This is a genomic window from Pseudomonas sp. Xaverov 83 (genome assembly GCF_019352905.1).
GTDB lineage: Bacteria > Pseudomonadota > Gammaproteobacteria > Pseudomonadales > Pseudomonadaceae > Aquipseudomonas > Aquipseudomonas yamanorum.
In genome coordinates, this window is record NZ_JAAAFU010000075.1 from 62,145 (window position 1) to 81,111 (window position 18,967).

The 18,967-nt window shown below is 59.6% G+C and carries 18 protein-coding genes; 15 read left to right on the forward strand and 3 right to left on the reverse strand.

The window, feature by feature from the left end:
* Positions 1-113 precede the first annotated feature (113 nt).
* Together K0H47_RS21525 and K0H47_RS21530 are read right to left on the reverse strand one after the other, a co-directional pair.
* Positions 114-1,334 (reverse strand): CaiB/BaiF CoA-transferase family protein, encoded by a 1,221-nt coding sequence (locus K0H47_RS21525; RefSeq protein ID WP_177025297.1) that lies wholly within the window; start codon positions 1,332-1,334, stop codon positions 114-116.
* A 13-nt stretch (positions 1,335-1,347) separates the two neighbouring features.
* Entirely contained in the window at positions 1,348-2,529 is a 1,182-nt protein-coding gene (locus K0H47_RS21530) for an acyl-CoA dehydrogenase (protein ID WP_010168706.1), read from the reverse strand.
* Positions 2,530-2,686: 157 nt separating this feature from the next.
* On the opposite strand from K0H47_RS21530, the gene K0H47_RS21535 reads away from it, so the two are divergent.
* From K0H47_RS21535 to K0H47_RS21585, 11 genes are all read left to right on the forward strand, one after another.
* A complete protein-coding gene (locus K0H47_RS21535; protein WP_172834539.1) occupies positions 2,687-3,586 on the forward strand; it encodes a LysR family transcriptional regulator in 900 nt (299 codons plus the stop codon).
* Between the two features lie 447 nt (positions 3,587-4,033).
* Positions 4,034-5,155, forward strand: coding sequence for a Re/Si-specific NAD(P)(+) transhydrogenase subunit alpha (locus K0H47_RS21540; protein ID WP_177025296.1), 1,122 nt, complete (start codon positions 4,034-4,036; stop codon positions 5,153-5,155).
* A gap of 15 nt (positions 5,156-5,170) precedes the next feature.
* Entirely contained in the window at positions 5,171-5,491 is a 321-nt protein-coding gene (locus K0H47_RS21545) for an NAD(P) transhydrogenase subunit alpha (RefSeq protein WP_003187417.1), read from the forward strand.
* A complete protein-coding gene (locus tag K0H47_RS21550; protein WP_093203222.1) occupies positions 5,491-6,927 on the forward strand; it encodes an NAD(P)(+) transhydrogenase (Re/Si-specific) subunit beta in 1,437 nt (478 codons plus the stop codon). Before K0H47_RS21545 ends, K0H47_RS21550 begins: the two co-directional genes overlap by 1 nt.
* Positions 6,928-7,107: 180 nt before the next feature.
* Positions 7,108-8,601 (forward strand): acetyl-CoA hydrolase/transferase family protein, encoded by a 1,494-nt coding sequence (locus tag K0H47_RS21555; RefSeq protein ID WP_093203226.1) that lies wholly within the window; start codon positions 7,108-7,110, stop codon positions 8,599-8,601.
* 318 nt (positions 8,602-8,919) lie between these two features.
* Positions 8,920-9,135, forward strand: a complete 216-nt coding sequence (locus K0H47_RS21560; protein ID WP_003214752.1) for a DUF1127 domain-containing protein — start codon at positions 8,920-8,922, stop codon at positions 9,133-9,135.
* 264 nt (positions 9,136-9,399) lie between these two features.
* A complete protein-coding gene (locus K0H47_RS21565; protein WP_063033685.1) occupies positions 9,400-9,594 on the forward strand; it encodes a DUF1127 domain-containing protein in 195 nt (64 codons plus the stop codon).
* 154 nt (positions 9,595-9,748) lie between these two features.
* On the forward strand, positions 9,749-10,069 hold the full coding sequence (locus K0H47_RS21570; RefSeq protein ID WP_017478000.1) for a DUF2388 domain-containing protein: 321 nt from the start codon (positions 9,749-9,751) through the stop codon (positions 10,067-10,069).
* A 107-nt stretch (positions 10,070-10,176) separates the two neighbouring features.
* The gene (locus tag K0H47_RS21575) at positions 10,177-10,485 is read left to right on the forward strand and encodes a DUF2388 domain-containing protein (RefSeq protein WP_017477999.1); all 309 of its coding nucleotides are present in this window, start codon (positions 10,177-10,179) and stop codon (positions 10,483-10,485) included.
* Between the two features lie 26 nt (positions 10,486-10,511).
* Positions 10,512-10,832 carry a DUF2388 domain-containing protein gene (locus K0H47_RS21580; protein ID WP_003214760.1) on the forward strand — a complete coding sequence of 107 codons (321 nt, stop codon included), beginning with the start codon at positions 10,512-10,514 and terminating at the stop codon, positions 10,830-10,832.
* A complete protein-coding gene (locus tag K0H47_RS21585; protein WP_219273590.1) occupies positions 10,829-12,790 on the forward strand; it encodes a DUF4105 domain-containing protein in 1,962 nt (653 codons plus the stop codon). Before K0H47_RS21580 ends, K0H47_RS21585 begins: the two co-directional genes overlap by 4 nt.
* Here the strand turns inward: K0H47_RS21585 and K0H47_RS21590 are convergent.
* Positions 12,787-13,188, reverse strand: a complete 402-nt coding sequence (locus K0H47_RS21590) for a GFA family protein (protein ID WP_219273592.1) — start codon at positions 13,186-13,188, stop codon at positions 12,787-12,789. The genes K0H47_RS21585 and K0H47_RS21590 overlap by 4 nt on opposite strands.
* A 272-nt stretch (positions 13,189-13,460) precedes the next feature.
* On the opposite strand from K0H47_RS21590, the gene K0H47_RS21595 reads away from it, so the two are divergent.
* From K0H47_RS21595 to K0H47_RS21610, 4 genes are all read left to right on the forward strand, one after another.
* Complete coding sequence (locus tag K0H47_RS21595; protein ID WP_017477996.1) at positions 13,461-14,768, forward strand: CitMHS family transporter; 1,308 nt, start codon at positions 13,461-13,463, stop codon at positions 14,766-14,768.
* A gap of 65 nt (positions 14,769-14,833) precedes the next feature.
* Positions 14,834-15,601, forward strand: a complete 768-nt coding sequence (locus K0H47_RS21600; RefSeq protein WP_003214768.1) for a TerC family protein — start codon at positions 14,834-14,836, stop codon at positions 15,599-15,601.
* A gap of 214 nt (positions 15,602-15,815) precedes the next feature.
* Positions 15,816-17,474 carry a Na/Pi cotransporter family protein gene (locus K0H47_RS21605; protein ID WP_017477995.1) on the forward strand — a complete coding sequence of 553 codons (1,659 nt, stop codon included), beginning with the start codon at positions 15,816-15,818 and terminating at the stop codon, positions 17,472-17,474.
* Positions 17,475-17,532: 58 nt separating this feature from the next.
* Complete coding sequence (locus K0H47_RS21610) at positions 17,533-18,915, forward strand: pitrilysin family protein (RefSeq protein WP_219273594.1); 1,383 nt, start codon at positions 17,533-17,535, stop codon at positions 18,913-18,915.
* Positions 18,916-18,967 lie beyond the last annotated feature (52 nt).

An 18,967-nucleotide genomic window follows, 5' to 3' on the forward strand; every position in this document is an offset into this window, starting at 1 on the left:
TTGCCGTCAACCCTTAATTCAGGATTTCTATCAAATAAGCACTTCTGACTAAAATTCGACCAATTCTCTTCTATATAGAGAGCCTAAACAGCCATCTATATAGAAGAGGGCCTTCAGATGACTCCAGCCTCCCTTAGAGCCGACACACTCGCAGGCGTCAAACCCAGCACTTGCTGCAGCACCTGATAGGTATGCTCACCTAATAGCGGCGGCGCACTACGATACTCAACGGGCGTCTTGGACAAGCGCATAGGACTGGCCACCTGGGGCACCATCCCTGCCAACGCATGAGGCAACTGCATCGCCAACCCACGCGCCTTAACCTGAGGATCGGCAAACACCTGCGCCAAATCATTGATCGGCCCACAAGGCACGCCCACCCGCTCCAGCTGAGCCACCCATTCAGCAGTGGTCTTGAACACAGTAGCCTGACGAATCAACGGAATCAGCGTCGCTCTATTGGCCACTCGCAGCTTATTAGTGGCAAACCGAGGATCATCTGCCCACTGGGGCTGCCCAGCCACCTCGGCAAACTTGCGGAACTGCCCGTCGTTACCCACAGTAAGAATGAAGTCGCCATCCGCCGTAGGAAAGTCCTGATACGGCACGATATTCGGATGAGCGTTGCCCAAACGCTTAGGAGAGACTCCCGTCGTCAGGTAGTTCATTGCCTGATTAGCCAGACAAGCCACCTGCACATCCAGCAGCGCCATATCGATATGCTGACCACCGCCGTCATGATCCCGGTGAGCCATGGCAGCCAGAATCGCAACCGTTGAATAGAGCCCCGTAAGGATATCCGTCAGTGCTACCCCCACCTTGACCGGCCCGGCGCCGTCTTCACCCTCAGGGCGGCCAGTCAGACTCATCAGCCCGCCAAGCCCCTGGATCATGAAGTCGTAGCCCGCCCTCGTCGCATAGGGCCCAGTCTGACCAAACCCGGTAATAGAACAGTAGATCAACTCCGGATTGATCTCCTTGAGCGACTCATAGTCCAGCCCGTAGGCCGCCAAGCCCCCAACCTTGAAGTTCTCGATCAGAATGTCAGACTTCGCCGCCAAGTCACGCACCAGTTTCTGACCCTCCGGCCGTGTGAAGTCGATCGTCACCGACTCCTTGTTACGATTGGCCGATAGGTAATACGCCGCCTCAGTGGTGTTCTCACCATAGGCATCCTTAAGGAAGGGCGGCCCCCAGGCACGGGTGTCGTCGCCATTGCCGGGCCGCTCAACCTTGATCACTTCAGCGCCGAGGTCCGCCAGTATCTGCCCGGCCCAAGGGCCCGCCAGCACTCGCGACAAATCCAGTACCCGCAGGTGCGATAGCGCGCCCATGGTCGTTCTCCTATTAATAGAACGCCTGAATACCGGTTTGCGCGCGCCCCAAGATCAGCGCATGCACGTCGTGGGTGCCCTCATAGGTGTTTACCACCTCAAGGTTGACCAGGTGACGGGCAATGCCGAATTCGTCGGAGATGCCGTTCCCACCTAGCATGTCACGCGCCATCCGGGCAATGTCGAGGGACTTGCCACAGGAGTTGCGCTTCATGATCGAGGTGATTTCCACCGCCGCAGTGCCTTCATCCTTCATGCGACCCAACCGCAGGCAACCCTGCAAGGCGAGGGTTATCTCAGTCTGCATGTCTGCAAGCTTCTTCTGGATCAGTTGGGTGGCCGCCAAGGGACGCCCGAACTGTTGACGATCAAGGGTGTACTGACGCGCGGTATGCCAGCAGAACTCCGCAGCACCCAGCGCGCCCCACGAGATCCCGTAGCGTGCCGAGTTAAGGCAAGTGAACGGTCCTTTCAGGCCACGCACATCCGGGAAAATGTTCTCCTCAGGAACAAACACGTTATCCATGACGATTTCACCGGTGATCGAAGCGCGCAATCCGACCTTGCCGTGGATCGCCGGAGCACTCAGGCCTTTCCAACCCTTTTCCAGGACGAAGCCGCGGATGTCGCCTGCATCGTCCTTGCCCCACACCACGAACACGTCTGCAATCGGGCTATTAGTGATCCACATCTTGCTGCCGGTGAGGCTGTAGCCGCCATCCACCTTACGCGCACGAGTAATCATCGCGCCCGGGTCGGAACCATGGTTAGGCTCTGTCAGACCAAAGCAGCCAATCCATTCGCCAGAGGCCAGCTTTGGCAAGTATTTCTGCTTTTGCGCTTCGGTGCCGAACTCATTGATAGGCACCATCACCAGCGAGGACTGCACACTCATCATCGAACGGTAGCCGGAGTCCACGCGCTCGACCTCACGTGCGATCAGGCCATAGCTGACGTAGTTCAAGCCGCTGCCACCGTACTGCTCTGGAATCATCGCCCCCAGCAAGCCGGTCTCACCCATTTCGCGGAAGATCGCAGGGTCGGTCTTTTCATGACGGAAGGCTTCGAGCACACGCGGCGCCAGCTTGTCCTGGGCGAACTGCTCGGCACTGTCGCGCACCATGCGCTCTTCTTCGGTGAGCTGTGAATCCAGCAATAGTGGATCGATCCAGTTGAAGCTTGCCTTACCGCCCATGAGCGAGTCCTCGCGAAGTAAATCAAAAGTCGTGCATGGAGCCTAGGCCGGGCAAGCGAGGAGGGCAAACGAGGTTTTTGCATAGGCTTGTGCTAATTTCTCACTCCGAAACATCAGAAACCCGCTTATAAGCTATTTACTTGTGAGGCCACGGTACATGCGTAGAAAGATTCCCAGTACCACAGCATTGGTGAGTTTTGAGGCAGCAGCCCGCCACGAGAGCTTTACCAAGGCAGCGCAGGAGCTTTCAATTACCCAAGGCGCAATCTGCCGACAAATCGCTAGCCTTGAGGAGTTTTTAAGTGTCGAGCTGTTTCGACGCTCACGCCGAGGCGTAAAGCTGACAGAGGCGGGCCTTTCGTATAGCCGCCGGGTGGCTACGCAGCTGGACGCGGTCGAGCGCGACACTTTGTCAGTCATGGGCCAGCAGGGCACCAACGTAATCGAACTGGCGGTGGTGCCGACCTTCGGCACCCAGTGGCTGATCCCGCGCCTCAAGGACTTCCAGCACCAACACCCGGAGGTCACCGTCAACCTCACCAACCGCACACGGCCTTTCCTGTTCGCCGATACCGAATTTGACGCCGCGATCTACTTTGGCGATGCCGACTGGTCCGGCACCGAATCCCACAAACTGATGGGAGAAAACCCGCTTCCGGTGTGTAGCCCACGCTTGCTGGGTGAGCGTACGCACTTCACCGCGCAGGAAATCGCCGAACTGCCCCTGCTGCAGCAAACCACCCGACCCTATGCCTGGCGCCAATGGTTCAACGCGCAACAGCTGGACATACCCCGCGACATGACAGGCCCGCGTTACGAGCTATTCTCCATGTTGTCCCAGGCAGCCATGCACGACATGGGCGTCGCACTGATCCCGCCGTTCCTTATTCAGGGGGAATTGAGCGAAGGGCGCCTGGTGGTCGCCAGCCCTCAGGTATTGGCCAGTTCAAAGGCTTACTACTTGATGATTCCCGAGAGAAAAGTCGAATCTGCTTCTCTTCACGCATTCAGGGACTGGCTGATCGATCAGTCAAAACGCTATAACCCCGATATATAAAGGGGAAGACCAACCAACTGACTTTGTAGTCAGATTAAAAAAATACCTACATATGTATATATATGTCGCAATTTAGAAGACCGCATCTTTGACCCCTGAAAAAGCTTCAAAGCCATGCTCATATTGGCCTGTAGCCATAAAGTCACAGCCATACACAACCATTCACATCGGCGATGGAAAAACGCTCATATTTCAGCTGAAACCCTTTAACCCTATGTATTTAAAAGGCTTATATCCAAGAATTGCGACAATCAGTCACAGGGTGACTTGTAGTTAATTTTTCGTCACCCGTCATAATCTCTTGAAGGCCGTAAAGTTCGCCTGCAAAATGCCGCGCCCCGCTGTATTTCAGCGGGATCGTGCTGATCGGCCGCCCAGATGCACCTCATTGCGGTGCACTGGCCTTTTTACAAAATCAAAGCAAAAAGATCATGCAGGAGATTTGACGTGCACATTGGTGTTCCTCTCGAAACCCAGACCGGTGAAACGCGGGTGGCTGCCACCCCGGAAACCATCAAGAAGCTGATCGGCCAGGGCCATAAGGTTACTGTGGAAAGCGGGGCGGGCATCAATGCCAGTGTCGTCGACAGTGCCTATGAAGCGGCAGGCGCAACCATTGGCAGCGCCAGTGATGCATTCGGCGCCGAGTTGATCCTCAAGGTGGTTGCCCCCAATGAAAGCGAACTGACGCTGATCAAAAGCGGCGCCGTGCTGGTGGGCATGCTCAATCCGTTCAGCAACGAAACCATCACCCGCTTGGCCGAGCATGGCGTTACGGCCTTTGCCCTTGAGGCAGCGCCGCGTACCTCCCGCGCGCAGAGCTTGGATGTGCTGTCTTCCCAAGCCAACATCGCCGGCTACAAGGCCGTGTTGCTCGCCGCCCATCATTACCCTCGCTTCATGCCAATGCTGATGACTGCCGCCGGCACAGTGAAAGCCGCCCGCGTGCTGATTCTCGGCGCGGGCGTAGCAGGGCTGCAGGCGATCGCTACCGCGAAACGTCTGGGTGCGGTCATCGAGGCGTCCGACGTGCGTCCGGCCGTAAAGGAACAGATCGAATCCCTGGGCGCCAAGTTCGTCGACGTGCCCTACGAAACCGACGAAGAGCGTGAGTGCGCCGTCGGTGTCGGCGGCTACGCGCGCCCGATGCCAACAAGCTGGATGCAGCGTCAGGCCCTGGCCGTGCATGAGCGTGCTAAGCAAGCCGACATCGTCATCACCACCGCATTGATCCCGGGCCGCAAGGCACCGACCTTGCTCAGCGCCGAGACCGTGGCACAGATGAAGCCAGGCTCAGTGGTCATCGACCTCGCTGCAGCCCAAGGCGGCAACTGCCCGCTGACCGTGGCAGACCAGGTGGTCGTGGAACACGGCGTGACCATCTGTGGCCCGACCAACCTGGCCGGCGCCGTCGCAGCCGACGCCTCGGCGCTGTATGCGCGCAACCTGCTGGACTTCCTGAAGCTAGTCTTCACCAAGGAAGGGCAGTTTGAAATCAACCTCGAAGACGACATCGTCGCCGCGTGCCTGATGTGCCGCGACGGCCAAGTCATCCGCAAAAACGCCTAAGCAGGGATTCAGACGATGGAAGAGCTTATCTCCCCCGGTATCTACAACCTGATCATCTTCGTGCTGGCAATTTATGTCGGTTATCACGTGGTCTGGAACGTCACCCCGGCCTTGCATACCCCGCTGATGGCCGTGACAAACGCGATTTCAGCGATCGTGATCGTCGGCGCCATGCTGGCAGCTGCACTCACCGTGACGCCGCTGGGCAAGACCATGGGTACCCTGGCCGTGGCCCTCGCGGCGGTCAACGTGTTCGGTGGCTTCCTGGTTACCCGCAGGATGCTTGAGATGTTCAAGAAGAAAGCCCCGAAAGTAAAAGAAGAGGCGCCGAAGTAATGAGCATGAATCTGGTCACGACGCTCTACCTGATCGCGTCGATCTGCTTTATCCAAGCCCTCAAGGGCTTGTCACACCCAACCACTTCGCGGCGCGGCAACCTGTTCGGCATGCTCGGTATGGCGCTGGCAGTCCTCACCACGGTGGGCCTCATCTATAAGCTCGGCGCGGAGCTGGCGACTGCCGGCATCGGCTACGTCATCGTTGGCCTACTGGTCGGAGGTACCGCTGGCTCAATCATGGCCAAGCGCGTGGAAATGACCAAGATGCCGGAGCTGGTAGCGTTCATGCACAGCATGATCGGCTTGGCTGCGGTGTTTATTGCGATTGCCGCCGTAGTCGAGCCGCAATCCTTGGGCATCGTCAAACACCTGGGGGAGTCGATCCCCGCCGGCAACCGCCTGGAGTTGTTCCTCGGTGCAGCCATCGGTGCAATTACCTTCTCCGGCTCGGTCATCGCCTTCGGCAAGCTGTCGGGCAAGTACAAGTTCCGCCTGTTCCAGGGCGCACCGGTACAGTTCGGCGGTCAGCACAAGCTGAATCTGGTGCTGGGTCTGTTGACGCTGGGCCTGGGCCTGGCCTTCATGTTCACCGGCAATCTCAGCGCTTTCGCATTGATGCTGGCCCTGGCATTCGTGCTGGGCGTGTTGATCATCATCCCGATTGGCGGCGCCGATATGCCGGTGGTCGTCTCGATGCTCAACAGCTACTCAGGCTGGGCGGCGGCGGGTATCGGCTTCTCGCTGAACAACTCGATGCTGATCATCGCCGGCTCGCTGGTGGGCTCAAGCGGCGCAATCCTGTCGTACATCATGTGTAAGGCGATGAATCGCTCCTTCTTTAATGTGCTGCTCGGCGGTTTCGGCAACACGGCAGACGCCGCCGGCCCGGCTGGTTCGAAAGAAGCGCGCCCGGTGAAGTCCGGCTCGGCTGACGACGCGACCTTCCTGCTGACCAACGCCGACACCGTTATCATCGTACCGGGCTACGGCCTCGCGGTAGCCCGGGCGCAACATGCGCTGAAAGAGCTGACCGAGAAGCTGACTCACCGCGGCGTGACCGTGAAGTACGCGATCCACCCGGTTGCCGGCCGTATGCCTGGCCACATGAACGTGCTGCTGGCCGAGGCAGAAGTGCCTTACGACCAGGTGTTCGAGATGGAAGACATCAACTCCGAGTTCGGCCAGGCCGACGTGGTGCTGGTGCTCGGCGCCAACGATGTGGTCAACCCGGCCGCCAAGAATGATCCAAAGTCGCCCATTGCGGGCATGCCGATCCTCGAAGCGTTCAAGGCCAAGACCATCATCGTCAACAAGCGCTCGATGGCCAGCGGCTATGCCGGCCTGGACAACGAACTGTTCTACCTGGACAAGACCATGATGGTCTTCGGCGATGCCAAGAAGGTCATCGAAGACATGGTCAAGGCCGTCGAATAAACACTGCGCCAGCGCAATACCCAAAACCCTGGCCTTTAGTAGGCTGGGGTTTTTTATTGCTGATAGAAAACCGACAAAAGGCTCTAAATCGCTGCCTGGCATTCGACCATGGTAGCGGGACGAAACTTTTTGAAATCACTAGACTGCGCATCTTGCTTCCGTAGCCCGAGATAACAATCCATGTACCGTGATCGTATCCGCTTGCCTTCGTTGTTGAACAAGGTCATGAGCGCGGCTGACGCTGCCGCACTGATCCAGGACGGCATGACCGTCGGCATGAGCGGCTTCACCCGCGCCGGTGAAGCCAAGGCCGTGCCTCACGCCTTGGCCGAACGCGCCAAGACATCACCGCTGAAAATCACCCTGATGACCGGCGCCAGCCTGGGCAACGACCTGGACAAGCAACTGACCGAAGCCGGTGTACTGTCGCGACGCATGCCATTCCAGGTAGATAGCACCCTGCGCAAGGCGATCAATGCCGGCGAGGTGATGTTTATCGACCAGCATTTGTCGGAGACCGTCGAGCAACTGCGTAACAATCAGCTCAAGCTGCCGGACATTGCGGTAATCGAAGCCGTAGCGATCACCGAGCAAGGCCACATTGTGCCGACCACTTCCGTTGGCAACTCCGCCAGTTTCGCGATTTTCGCCAAGCAGGTGATCGTCGAGATCAACCTGGCACACAACCCGAACCTGGAAGGTCTGCACGACATCTATATCCCAAGCTATCGCCCGACTCGCACACCGATTCCGTTGGTGGCCGTGGACGACCGCATCGGCAGTACCGCAATCCCGATCCCGCCGGAGAAGATCGTCGCGATCGTCATCACCAATCAGGCGGATTCGGCCTCCACCGTGACGCCGCCCGACAGCGACACCCAGTCGATCGCCAATCACCTGATCAACTTCCTTAAAGAAGAGGTCGACGCCGGACGCATGACGAATAAGCTCGGTCCGCTGCAGGCAGGCATCGGCAACATTGCCAACGCAGTGATGTGTGGCTTGATCGAGTCGCCGTTCGAAGACCTGACGATGTATTCGGAAGTCCTCCAGGATTCCACGTTCGACCTGATCGATGCCGGCAAGCTGAGCTTTGCCTCAGGCAGCTCGATCACATTGTCGGAACGGCGCAACGCCGACGTGTTCGGCAACCTGGACCGCTATAAAGAGAAGCTCGTGCTGCGACCCCAGGAAATCTCCAACCACCCGGAAGTGGTGCGCCGCCTGGGCATCATCGGCATCAACACTGCGCTGGAGTTCGACATCTACGGCAACGTCAACTCCACCCACGTCTGCGGCACCCGGATGATGAACGGGATCGGCGGCTCGGGCGACTTTGCGCGCAACGCGCACCTGGCGATCTTTGTTACCAAGTCGATTGCCAAGGCCGGCGCGATTTCCAGCGTGGTGCCAATGGTCAGCCATGTGGACCATACCGAGCATGACGTCGATATCCTGGTGACCGAAGTCGGCCTGGCCGACCTACGGGGCCTTGCGCCGCGGGAGCGGGCTCGGGTCATCATCGACAACTGCGTGCACCCGGCCTACCGCGATGCCCTGAACACGTACTTCACCCAAGCCTGTGCACTAGGCGGTCACACCCCGCATATCCTGCGAGAAGCCCTGAGTTGGCACATCAACCTGGAAGAAACCGGGCACATGCTGAAGGCGTGATTGATACAGATTCGGACTGATGCAAGCACAGTTTCATCAGTCCGGGTTTCCAAATTCAATTTTTATAAAAAACTGTACTGCTGTACCGGTCATTTCCTACCGAAAAATCCTACTCATACCTCCAAAATCACCTAAAACGCACCATTAAAGTGCCCATAGGTACAGTTGCCCCAATTTCGTACAGTACAGCCCCTATAAACAGTTAACTGGCCCCTCACAATACAGGTGAACTGTATCTAGAGAGTCTTGCGCCGGAGGAGGATCATTGGCATCAGTTAAACCACTACCTAATCCCGCCACAAGCGGAAGGATGTCATCATGGAACGTACACTCAGTTCCGATCTGTTCTTCGAAGAAAAAGCTGTAAACACCCAGGCTTCCCTGCCTCTGCGCGTTCTCGCCAACCTGATGTTGTGGCAGCGCCGCATCTCCAGCCGCCATCAACTGGCTCGTCTGGATTCGCGTCTGCTGGCTGACGCCGGTATCAGCGAAGCACAACGCTACGAAGAGCTGAGCAAGCCGTTCTGGCGCTAATTAGCGTCCGCTGGCCCTGACCCACCGGGTCCACCGCCAGCACTCTGAATTGTGAAAACAAAACCCGCCCCGGGTAACCGGAGGCGGGTTTTGTCGTTTCTGGGATCTGGGTTTTTTGAGAGTGAAAACAGTCGGCTTTTATATGGATAGGTACAGTTTAAAAAACATAACAATTAAGCAGTACAATTAAGACTTAGTGTATCTGTACTGGTATTACCTTCCAGCCCAACATGGTGTTCCAGAACCTCATGAAAGGCGCTCGCCATGAATACCCAAATCCAGCAACGCCCTCTGTTGATACGGCTACTCAAGCGCACGGCCGCAGCGCTTGCTCGCTGGGAGCAACGTTCCCGCACCCGCAGGCTGCTGGCCCAGTTGGATCCGCGGGAATTGTCTGACGCTGGCATCAGTCACGGCGACCGAGCAGCTGAGCTGTCCAAGTCGTTCTGGAGTGAGTAATCGCTTCGGGTGGCTATCCGAACAGATAAACGGCGGCTTAATATCCATTTACCACGTGGCGAACCCTGTAGAACGGGCGTCTGATGCCCATGGTCCTGCTGCTCACTTAGCGGCTTTGTGCCACCCTTATTCGTTCATCTACAGGAGTCACCCCATGTCCCGTCTTCGCCTGCTGAGCACTGCAGCCCTGCTGGCCCTGGCTGCCAATGCCAACGCCTCCAGCCTGATCGTGACCACGGACTCGATCGTCGGCGCACTGAAAGCCACCTCAGATGCGACTTCCGACGCCACATCCTCCTTGCGTGACAACAAGGTCGTGCGTGCTGCCCGAGACGACGCCGCCAGCTTCGTCGCCAGCGAGGGCGCGATCCGTGGCGTGAAGCTGGAAAGCGCCCTGGCCCAGATCCGCCAACAGGCCCCGCAACTGAACACTGCGACTGACGCTCAACTGGCCCAAGCGATCCTGGCCATCTGACCGCAGACGAGGAAGAGGGGAGCGCCAAGCGCTCCTTGAACCCTCCGCGCTGGCTCTCGCACGGGCATTACGCTAGCCTTGGCGCTCGCTTTCAGTTGTCGAGTCCCATGGCTTTTTCATACCGCCTGTTGATCGTTCCCGTATTATTTTGCGCCTGCTGGTCCACGCAGGTTCTGGCCTTTGACCTGTCCACCCAGAGCCTCGTTGTCAGTGCGTACGCCACCAGCAAAGTGACCTCCGCACCGTTCGACCATAAACTGATACTGGCCGCCCAGGATGACGCTGCCGCTTTCATTGCCACTGACGGCCAATGGCGGGGAGCCCGACTGGAATCAGCGCTGGATTATCTGCGCCATACCCAGCCAAAACTTAACGCCAGTGACCTTGAACTGGCGCAAGCAATTCTCGTCCAATAATCATCTTTGTATTTCGGAGTCATTCCATGCGTAGCCCGCTGATCGCCGCCGCTCTTGGCCTGCTGTTATTGGCCGGTGTTGCCCAGGCACAAACCCTGAAGGCCACCAGTAACATCATCGTCCGCGCTTCGGCCCGTACCATCGATTTCACGTCGGACACCACCACGTCCATCCGGGACTCCAAAGTCGTACGCGAAGCCCATGACGATGCCGCCAGTTTCGTCGCCAGCAATGGTGAGATTCGCGGCGCTCAACTGGAAGCCGCCTTCGACACCCTGCGGACCCGCGTGCCGGAAGCCCGCGACGCCAGCGACCAGGTCCTCGCCGAAGCTATCCTCTCTCTGTGAGGCGCATTGCCGCCTGGCTACTGGCCGGCACCTTGCTGCTGGGCGCCAGCGCGGCTCAGGCCGCTCTGCAACTACGGCTCAAGACCGATGGCTTGAGCCCGGCCCAGCAGCAGGCCAGCCAGGCATTGCTGGATGAAGCGATGCTGGCGTTGCCGCCACGCTTCATTGAGCAACTGGACCGGACCATCGACGTCGGCTGGACCGATAAGATGCCCGAGAACGCCTACGGCCAGGCCTCGCTGGTGTCCGAACTGGACCTCAACAGCAACCTGTTGGAAAGCCTCACCGACGGCAGCGCCGCGACGCAAAAAACCAATCGCCCCCACGGCACCGTGCGCCGGGAAATGCTCGCCACCGTGCTGCATGAACTGACCCACATCTACGACCGTGCCCGCCTGTGGTCCAGCGCTGACCGCAAGCTGATCCAGCGTTGCAGCCGCCAGAACAACATCACCGGCCTGATCGGCCTGCCCGATCAATGCCGGGGCCAGAACGACCGTCGCTTTACCCTCAGTGATGACCCGCGCCTGCTGGACCTCGCAGGGTGGCCGCAATACGTCGGGCGCCGCGGCGAACGTGAACAGAACAACCACCAGGTGGCTCGCAGCCCGGACATCTACGAAACCACCAGCCCGCTGGAGTTCGTCGCGGTCAACATGGAGTACTTCCTCCTCGATCCGAGCTACGCCTGCCGTCGGCCTTCGCTGTACCGCTATTACAAGGAACACTTTGGCTGGGCACCGCCCGCCAAGGACACCTGTGCGAAAACCTACGCCTTCCTCAACGCCGGCAACGACTTCGCCAAGACGCCACTGGGCCAGGTCGACCCCGAGCGGGTCTATGAAATCGACTACCTGCTGGCCGAAGCCAACCAGAACCTGGTGAGCCGCTGGGGCCACAGCATGCTGCGCCTGGTGATCTGCGCCCCGGGCCGGCCACGCGGCCCGGATTGCCGACTGGATCTGGACCAGCACCTGGTTCTGTCCTACCGCGCGTTTGTCGGTGACGTACAGCTGTCGAGTTGGGACGGCCTGATCGGCAAGTACCCGTCGCGGCTGTTCGTGCTGCCGTTGTCCCAGGTGATCGACGAGTACACCAAGACCGAACTGCGTGGCCTGGCCTCGGTGCCCCTGAAACTGACGCGCCAGGAGATCAACGACACCGTCGAACACGCCGCCGAAATGCACTGGAGCTACGACGGCAACTACTTCTTCATCTCCAACAACTGTGCGGTGGAGAGCCTGAAACTGTTACGCAGCGGCAGCGCCAACCCGCAGTTGACCGGCCTGGACAACATCACGCCCAATGGCCTGCTGGAAGTCCTCAAGGGCCGGGGCCTGGCCGATACCAGCGTGCTGGATGACAAAAAACGCGCGCTGCGCCTGGGCTATCACTTCGACTCCTTCCGCGAGCGTTACCAGGCGATGTTCGAGGTCCTGAAAAAGCGCCTGCCGATCAAACAGGCTGAAGTGGAGGATTGGTTGTCCTTGAGCGCCGAGGAACGTCACCCATGGTTTGCCGAAGCCGACCTGCGCACCAGCGCAGCCTTGCTACTGTTGGAGCAGGCGAGTTTCCGCAAGCAACTCATGCTGGCCCAGGATGAAGTCAAACAGCGCTACCTCGGCGCCCGGGAGCTGAAGAACGGCGGCATGGAAAAGGCCAACGCCACCTTGCAGCAGATCCTCGCCAACAGCGGCTTCCTCAGTCGCCCGGCAGAGCTGCTGGGCACCAGCGGTTACGGCTTGCCCCAGCCGACAGAATCCAAACGCCTGGAATCAGAAAGCGCCGCGCGCCAGAAGCAGTTGCAGTCGCTGACCGGCGATCTAGACAAAGAGGTGAGGGCGCTGCTGGAACCAGCCCGCGCGGCGGAGATTGCCGCATGTGAAGCCAACCTCAAGCAGCTAGGCGAGCACTTGCGCGCACTGCACAAGGCCTCCGGCGGGTTCGAACTACCCTAGAGCGTTTCTCCGTCTTCTTCCGGTAGTTGCTCATCCAGATGCAACCACGGCAATCGGCTCTCTACCCAGATGTGCCGATCTGCCGGGGCCAGCTCCGGGTGATCCAGGGTTGCGATGGTCACATCGATACTCTCGGAACTCAGCTGCGTCACCAGCGCCAAGTGCGCCCCACAGTTAGAACAGAAATACCGCACGCACGTCGACGAAGAATCGTACTGCGCCGGCGTTCCCGCCACCCAGGCGAACGCGGAACGGGGCAGGGTGATCCAGGTTGTCACCAAGCCGCCGCTGACCCGCCGGCAAATCGAACAGTGGCAGTGGGCAATATCCACCAACGCCCCGCTGAACTGATAACGCACCCGCCCGCAATGGCAGCCGCCTCGGTGTTGCTCATGCATGCTCTGTCTCCCACGTCCTTATTTCATACAGGACCAGTCGTCCATTCAACGTAGCCCGTTTCTTAAGCGAAAGCTGGCTGAAAGCTTCCGGGACTAGGATCGCCCACCACTACCGGCAACAGACCGGTTGTTAACAACAACAATGGTGATTCCCGATGTCCGCTCGTACCCGCCTTTTTGCCCCGACTCCACCCGTACGCCTCGTGCTGTTCGTTCTGCGCTGACCCAACCGGTTCGCCATTCCCTAGCCGCGCTACGCCTGGAGTATTCCTATGCTGACTTTCCTTGGCTTTGCCATGGTCATCACGTTCATGTTCCTGATCATGACCAAGCGCCTGTCTGCGCTGATTGCCCTGATCATCGTACCGATCCTGTTCGCGCTGTTCGGCGGCTTTGCGCCGAAGATCGGCCCGATGATGCTCGAAGGCATCACCAAGCTCGCGCCGACCGGCGTGATGCTGATGTTCGCCATTCTCTACTTTGCCCTGATGATCGACTCCGGCCTGTTCGACCCGGCTGTGCGCAAGATCCTCAAACTGGTCAAGGGCGACCCGCTGAAGGTCTCGGTCGGCACCGCCGTACTGGCCCTGGTGGTCTCGCTGGACGGTGACGGCGCCACCACCTACATGATCTGCGTGGCCGCCATGCTGCCGCTGTACAAGCGCATCGGCATGAGCCCGCGGATCATGGCCGGCCTGATCATCCTCGCCGGCGGCGTGATGAACATGACCCCGTGGGGCGGCCCGACGGCCCGCGCGGCCAGCGCGCTGCATGTAGACCCGTCGGATATTTTCGTACCGATGATCCCGGCGATGCTGGCGGGTGTGGTTGCGATCCTGGTAATTGCCTACATGTACGGCAAACGCGAACGCGCGCGCCTCGGCGAACTGCACCTGCACGGCGACGAGATCGACCACAGCGAAATCAGCGTTTCACAGTACCCGGATGCCCGCCGTCCAAAGTTGATCTGGTTCAACGGCGCCTTGACCTTGGCCCTGATGTGCACCCTGATCGCCGGCCTGCTGCCGCTGCCCGTGCTGTTCATGGTGGCCTTCAGTATCGCGATGATCGTCAACTACCCGTGCCTGCAGCAGCAGAAAGACCGCGTCGCCGCCCACGCCGGCAGCGTATTGGCGGTAGTCGGGTTGATCTTCGCCGCCGGTATCTTCACCGGCATCCTGTCCGGCACCGGCATGGTCGATGCCATGTCCAAGAGCCTGCTGGCGGTCATCCCTGATGCCCTGGGCCCTTACCTGGCCGTGATCACCGCGCTGGTGAGCATGCCGTTTACCTTCTTCATGTCCAACGATGCCTTCTACTACGGCGTTCTGCCGGTACTGGCCGAAGCCGCCAGCCACTACGGCATCACCGCCGTGGAAATGGCCCGTGCCTCGATCGTTGGCCAACCCGTGCACTTGTTGAGCCCACTGGTTCCATCCACCTACCTGTTGGTGGCCCTGGCGGGTATCGAGTTTGGCGATCACCAGCGCTTCACCCTCAAGTGGGCGGTGCTGGTGTGCCTGTGCATAATGGTCGCCGCTTTGCTGATGGGGATTTTTCCGCTGTTCAGCACTCTATAATCGTACAACTCACTGCGCCGGCTCTTAAGGCTGGCGCGGTCTAACACTCGCTCAAAGGAATACACATGGAATGGCTGACCAATCCGGAAATCTGGATTGCTTTCTTCACCCTGACGGCCCTCGAGATCGTCCTGGGCATCGATAACATCATCATGATTTCGATCCTGGTCAGCCGCATGCCCAAGCACATGCAGGCACGTACCCGGATCTTCGGCCTGGCCCTGGCAATGGTCACGCGGATTCTGTTGTTGCTGTCGATCACTTGGGTGATGCGCCTCACCGACGACCTGTTCGTGGTGTTCGGCCAGGGCATTTCCGGCCGCGACCTGATCCTGTTCTTCGGTGGCCTGTTCCTGCTCTGGAAAAGCTCCCAGGAGATGTACCACGCCCTGGAAGGTGAAGACGAAACCCACGACGAGCCGAAAGGTGCCGGTGGCAAGTTCATCTACACCATCATCCAGATCGCGATCATCGACATCGTGTTCTCCCTGGACTCGGTGATTACCGCCGTTGGTATGGTTTCCCACGTACCGGTGATGGTGGCCGCGATCATTGTCGCCGTACTGGTGATGATGCTGGCCGCTGGCACCATCAGCGATTTCATCGACAAACACCCGTCGCTGAAGATGCTGGCGCTGTCGTTCCTGCTGGTGGTGGGTACCGTGCTGATCGCCGAAGCCTTCGATGTTCACGTACCAAAAGGCTACGTTTACTTCGCCATGGCGTTCTCCCTGGCGGTAGAAGCGGTGAACATCAAGATGCGCACTGCCATCGCGAAAAAGAAGAAACAGCAGGACCCTGTGAAACTGCGCAAGGACATTCCGGGTCAATAACCTTGACCCGCTGCTGAAGAAGGGGCTCTCGAGCCCCTTTTTTTCATCTGCAAAAAGCTGATTTCATGACAGTTTTGTTTCAATCCCGACTTTAGCTATGCGATGCTGGCGCCGAGCCCATTCGCCAACTACAGCTTAAGTACAAGACGTAGAAAGGCACGCGGCACTATTCACTGGCTCCGATTGGAGCGCGACTCAACACAGGGGGCCCAGCATGCTGACCCTGCTCAATCTGCTTTCTGCGGTAACCCTGCTGATCTGGGGCACGCACATCGTCCGTACCGGCATCCTGCGGGTCTACGGCTCCAACTTGCGCCAGGTCATCGGGCAGAACATGTCCAAGCGCTGGCTGGCGTTTATCGCCGGCATCCTGGTGACGGCCATGGTGCAAAGCAGCAACGCCACGGCGATGCTGGTGACCTCGTTTGTCGGCCAGGGCCTGATGGGCCTGATGCCCGCCCTGGCGACCATGCTCGGTGCCGACGTCGGTACGGCGTTGATGGCCCGGGTACTGACCTTTGACCTGTCATGGCTGTCACCGCTGCTGATTTTCCTCGGGGTGATTTTCTTCCTGTCGCGCAAACAGACCCGCGCCGGGCAGATGGGCCGCGTCGGGATCGGCCTCGGGCTGATCATCCTCGCGTTGCAATTGATCGTCGAAGCCGCGGGCCCGATTACTCACGCGCAGGGCGTTAAAGTCCTGTTCGCCTCGCTGACCGGCGACATCTTGCTCGACGCCCTGGTCGGCGCGCTGTTCGCGATGATTTCCTACTCCAGCCTGGCCGCCGTCCTGCTGACCGCGACCCTGGCCGGTGCCGGCGTGATCGGCCTGCACGTGGCCATCGGCCTGGTGATCGGCGCCAACATCGGCAGCGGCGTGCTGGCCTTCCTCAGCACCAGCATGCAGAACGCTGCCGGGCGCCAGGTGGCCCTGGGCAGCCTGCTCTACAAGCTGATCGGCTTGTTGCTGATCATCCCGGTACTCGACCCGCTGGTCGGCTGGATGGACACTCTGGACTACAGCCCCCAAGGCATGGTGATCACCTTTCACCTGCTCTATAACGTTATCCGTTGCCTGATTCTGCTGCCGACCATCGGCCCGATGTCCCGCCTATGCGCCTGGCTGTTACCGGAACGCGAGGAGGTCAACGGTCTGGCCAAGCCGCGCCACCTGGACCTGGCAGCACTCGCCACCCCAAGCCTGGCACTGGCCAACGCCGCCCGCGAAACCCTGCGCCTGGGGGACCTGATCGACAACATGCTGACCTCGATGCTGGAAGTGCTGCGGGGCAAGCAAACCGCCATCACCCAGGAAATGCGCAGCCTGAGCGACGATGTCGAGGCGCTCTACAGCGCGATCAAGCTCTACCTCGCGCAAATGCCCCGGGAAGACCTCAGCGAGCAAGACAGCCGACGCTGGGCCGAGATCATCGAGCTGTCGATCAACCTGAAACTGGCCGGCGACCTGATCGAACGCATGCTGCGCAAGGTCCAGCAGCAAAAGACCTCCCAGCGCCGCTCGTTCTCCGAAGTCGGCCTGGAAGAGCTGGCCGGCCTGCAAACCCAGCTGATTGCCAACCTGCGCCTGGGCCTGTCGGTGTTCCTCAGCGCCGACCCGGAAAGCGCCCGGCAACTGCTGCGGGAAAAACGTCGCTTCCGCGCCCAGGAGCGTCGCCTGGCCCACGCCCACGTGAGCCGCTTGCAACGTAAAATCGTACAGAGCCTGGAGACCAGTTCCCTGCACCTGGAGCTGATTGCCGACATGAAGCGTCTGAACTCGCTGTTTTGCAGCAGCGCTTATGTGGTGCTGGAAACCACCGACACCGGCGCCCTCTCGGCGGACGATATTGCCGACATCACCCATTCGCCCTGAACGTACGACGGCGAGTGAAGTCAGTTAACAACGGACCTCACTCGCCAGGAAGCCTGTTATGCGTCGCCTGCTATTCGCCTGCCTGCTCATGGGCTCGGCACACACCTTTGCCTTTGACCGCCTGCAAGTCGAGGGCTACACGCTGCCCAACGGCCTGCAATTGCTGCTCAAGCCGGGCACTGAACGCGGCCACGTGGCCATTCGCCTGGTGGTGGGTGTGGGCCTCGATGACTTCAGTTGCGAAGACAAGGAGCTGCCACACCTGCTGGAACACCTGCTGTTCAGCGGTATCGACGGCGGTGGTGAAGGTGAGCTGGAAGAACGCATGCAAGCCCTCGGCGGTGACTGGAACGCCTACACCAGCAACGCCGACACCACCTTCGTCATCGAGGCCCCGGCGCAAAACCAGCGCAAGGTACTCGACCTGCTGCTGGCCATCATCACCCGCACCCAGCTGACCGACACAAACATCAACGCCGCCAAACAGGTGGTGGAGCGCGAAGACGGCGGCCATTACTCACACCTGCAACGCCTGCTGGACCGCCAGGACCTCGGCCACAAGGCCAGCAGTCAGCTTGCCGTCGAGCTGGGCCTCAAATGCGCCGAGCGGGCCGAAGTCGAGCACCTGACTCGCGACCAGTTGGAAAAGCTGCGCAAGGCCTGGTACGCCCCCAACAACATGACCCTGATCATTGTCGGCGACCTCGACAAGCTGCTGCCGGCCTATTTCGAACGCACCTACGGCGCGCTTGACCCGGTTGACCCCAGCGAACATCGCCCACTGCCGGACATTCAACACGCCGCCGCCATTCGCCGAGACCTGATCCACGGCTGGGTCGGTGACAACGCCAAACTGCACTGGTTATTCCCCGAGCCGGTACTGGACGACCAGTACGATGAAACCTTCGACCTGCTCAAGGACTACCTGGACTGGGCGCTGTATCGCCAACTGCGGCTGCAGCATGGTTTGTCCTACGGCCCATGGAGCGAGCGCGAAGTGCTGGGCGGTGTCGGCTTCATGAGCCTCAACGCCGACCTTGAACGCGACAACCTGCCCGAAGCCGAGCACGTACTGGAAACCCTCAGGGCCCAGTTGCTCAAGGACGGCCTCGACCCGGCCACCTTCGCCCGCCTGCAACAAGCCGCCATCGCCCGCCAGGCTTGGGCCGTTCAAGGTAATAGCGCGTTGGCCGACTATTACTGGAGTGCCTCGGGCGACTACGCCAAAGGGCGTTTCAGCGACCCGGCCAAGCGCATCAAGGCCGTCAGCCTGGAGCAAGCCAACCAGGCCATGCGCGAGCTGCTCAAGCAGAACGGCTACTGGCGCATCGAGAAACCGTTGTTCAGCTACGACACCCTCAACTGGATCGCCGCCGGCGCACTGGGGCTGCTTGCGATTGTGTTGCTGGGCGCGTGGCGTTATCGCAAAGGGATTGCTTAATGAGGCCCCGAGAAAACGGCTAAAACGTTATTCTGTCTGGGATTTTTTCCTA

Coding starts and splice junctions, on each gene's coding strand:
- K0H47_RS21525 (WP_177025297.1), bottom strand. CDS start 1,334: ATGGGCGCGCTATCGCACCTGCGGGTACTGGATTTGTCGCGAGTGCTG.
- K0H47_RS21530 (WP_010168706.1), bottom strand. CDS start 2,529: ATGGGCGGTAAGGCAAGCTTCAACTGGATCGATCCACTATTGCTGGAT.
- K0H47_RS21535 (WP_172834539.1), top strand. CDS start 2,687: ATGCGTAGAAAGATTCCCAGTACCACAGCATTGGTGAGTTTTGAGGCA.
- K0H47_RS21545 (WP_003187417.1), top strand. CDS start 5,171: ATGGAAGAGCTTATCTCCCCCGGTATCTACAACCTGATCATCTTCGTG.
- K0H47_RS21550 (WP_093203222.1), top strand. CDS start 5,491: ATGAGCATGAATCTGGTCACGACGCTCTACCTGATCGCGTCGATCTGC.
- K0H47_RS21555 (WP_093203226.1), top strand. CDS start 7,108: ATGTACCGTGATCGTATCCGCTTGCCTTCGTTGTTGAACAAGGTCATG.
- K0H47_RS21560 (WP_003214752.1), top strand. CDS start 8,920: ATGGAACGTACACTCAGTTCCGATCTGTTCTTCGAAGAAAAAGCTGTA.
- K0H47_RS21565 (WP_063033685.1), top strand. CDS start 9,400: ATGAATACCCAAATCCAGCAACGCCCTCTGTTGATACGGCTACTCAAG.
- K0H47_RS21570 (WP_017478000.1), top strand. CDS start 9,749: ATGTCCCGTCTTCGCCTGCTGAGCACTGCAGCCCTGCTGGCCCTGGCT.
- K0H47_RS21575 (WP_017477999.1), top strand. CDS start 10,177: ATGGCTTTTTCATACCGCCTGTTGATCGTTCCCGTATTATTTTGCGCC.
- K0H47_RS21580 (WP_003214760.1), top strand. CDS start 10,512: ATGCGTAGCCCGCTGATCGCCGCCGCTCTTGGCCTGCTGTTATTGGCC.
- K0H47_RS21590 (WP_219273592.1), bottom strand. CDS start 13,188: ATGCATGAGCAACACCGAGGCGGCTGCCATTGCGGGCGGGTGCGTTAT.
- K0H47_RS21595 (WP_017477996.1), top strand. CDS start 13,461: ATGCTGACTTTCCTTGGCTTTGCCATGGTCATCACGTTCATGTTCCTG.
- K0H47_RS21600 (WP_003214768.1), top strand. CDS start 14,834: ATGGAATGGCTGACCAATCCGGAAATCTGGATTGCTTTCTTCACCCTG.
- K0H47_RS21605 (WP_017477995.1), top strand. CDS start 15,816: ATGCTGACCCTGCTCAATCTGCTTTCTGCGGTAACCCTGCTGATCTGG.
- K0H47_RS21610 (WP_219273594.1), top strand. CDS start 17,533: ATGCGTCGCCTGCTATTCGCCTGCCTGCTCATGGGCTCGGCACACACC.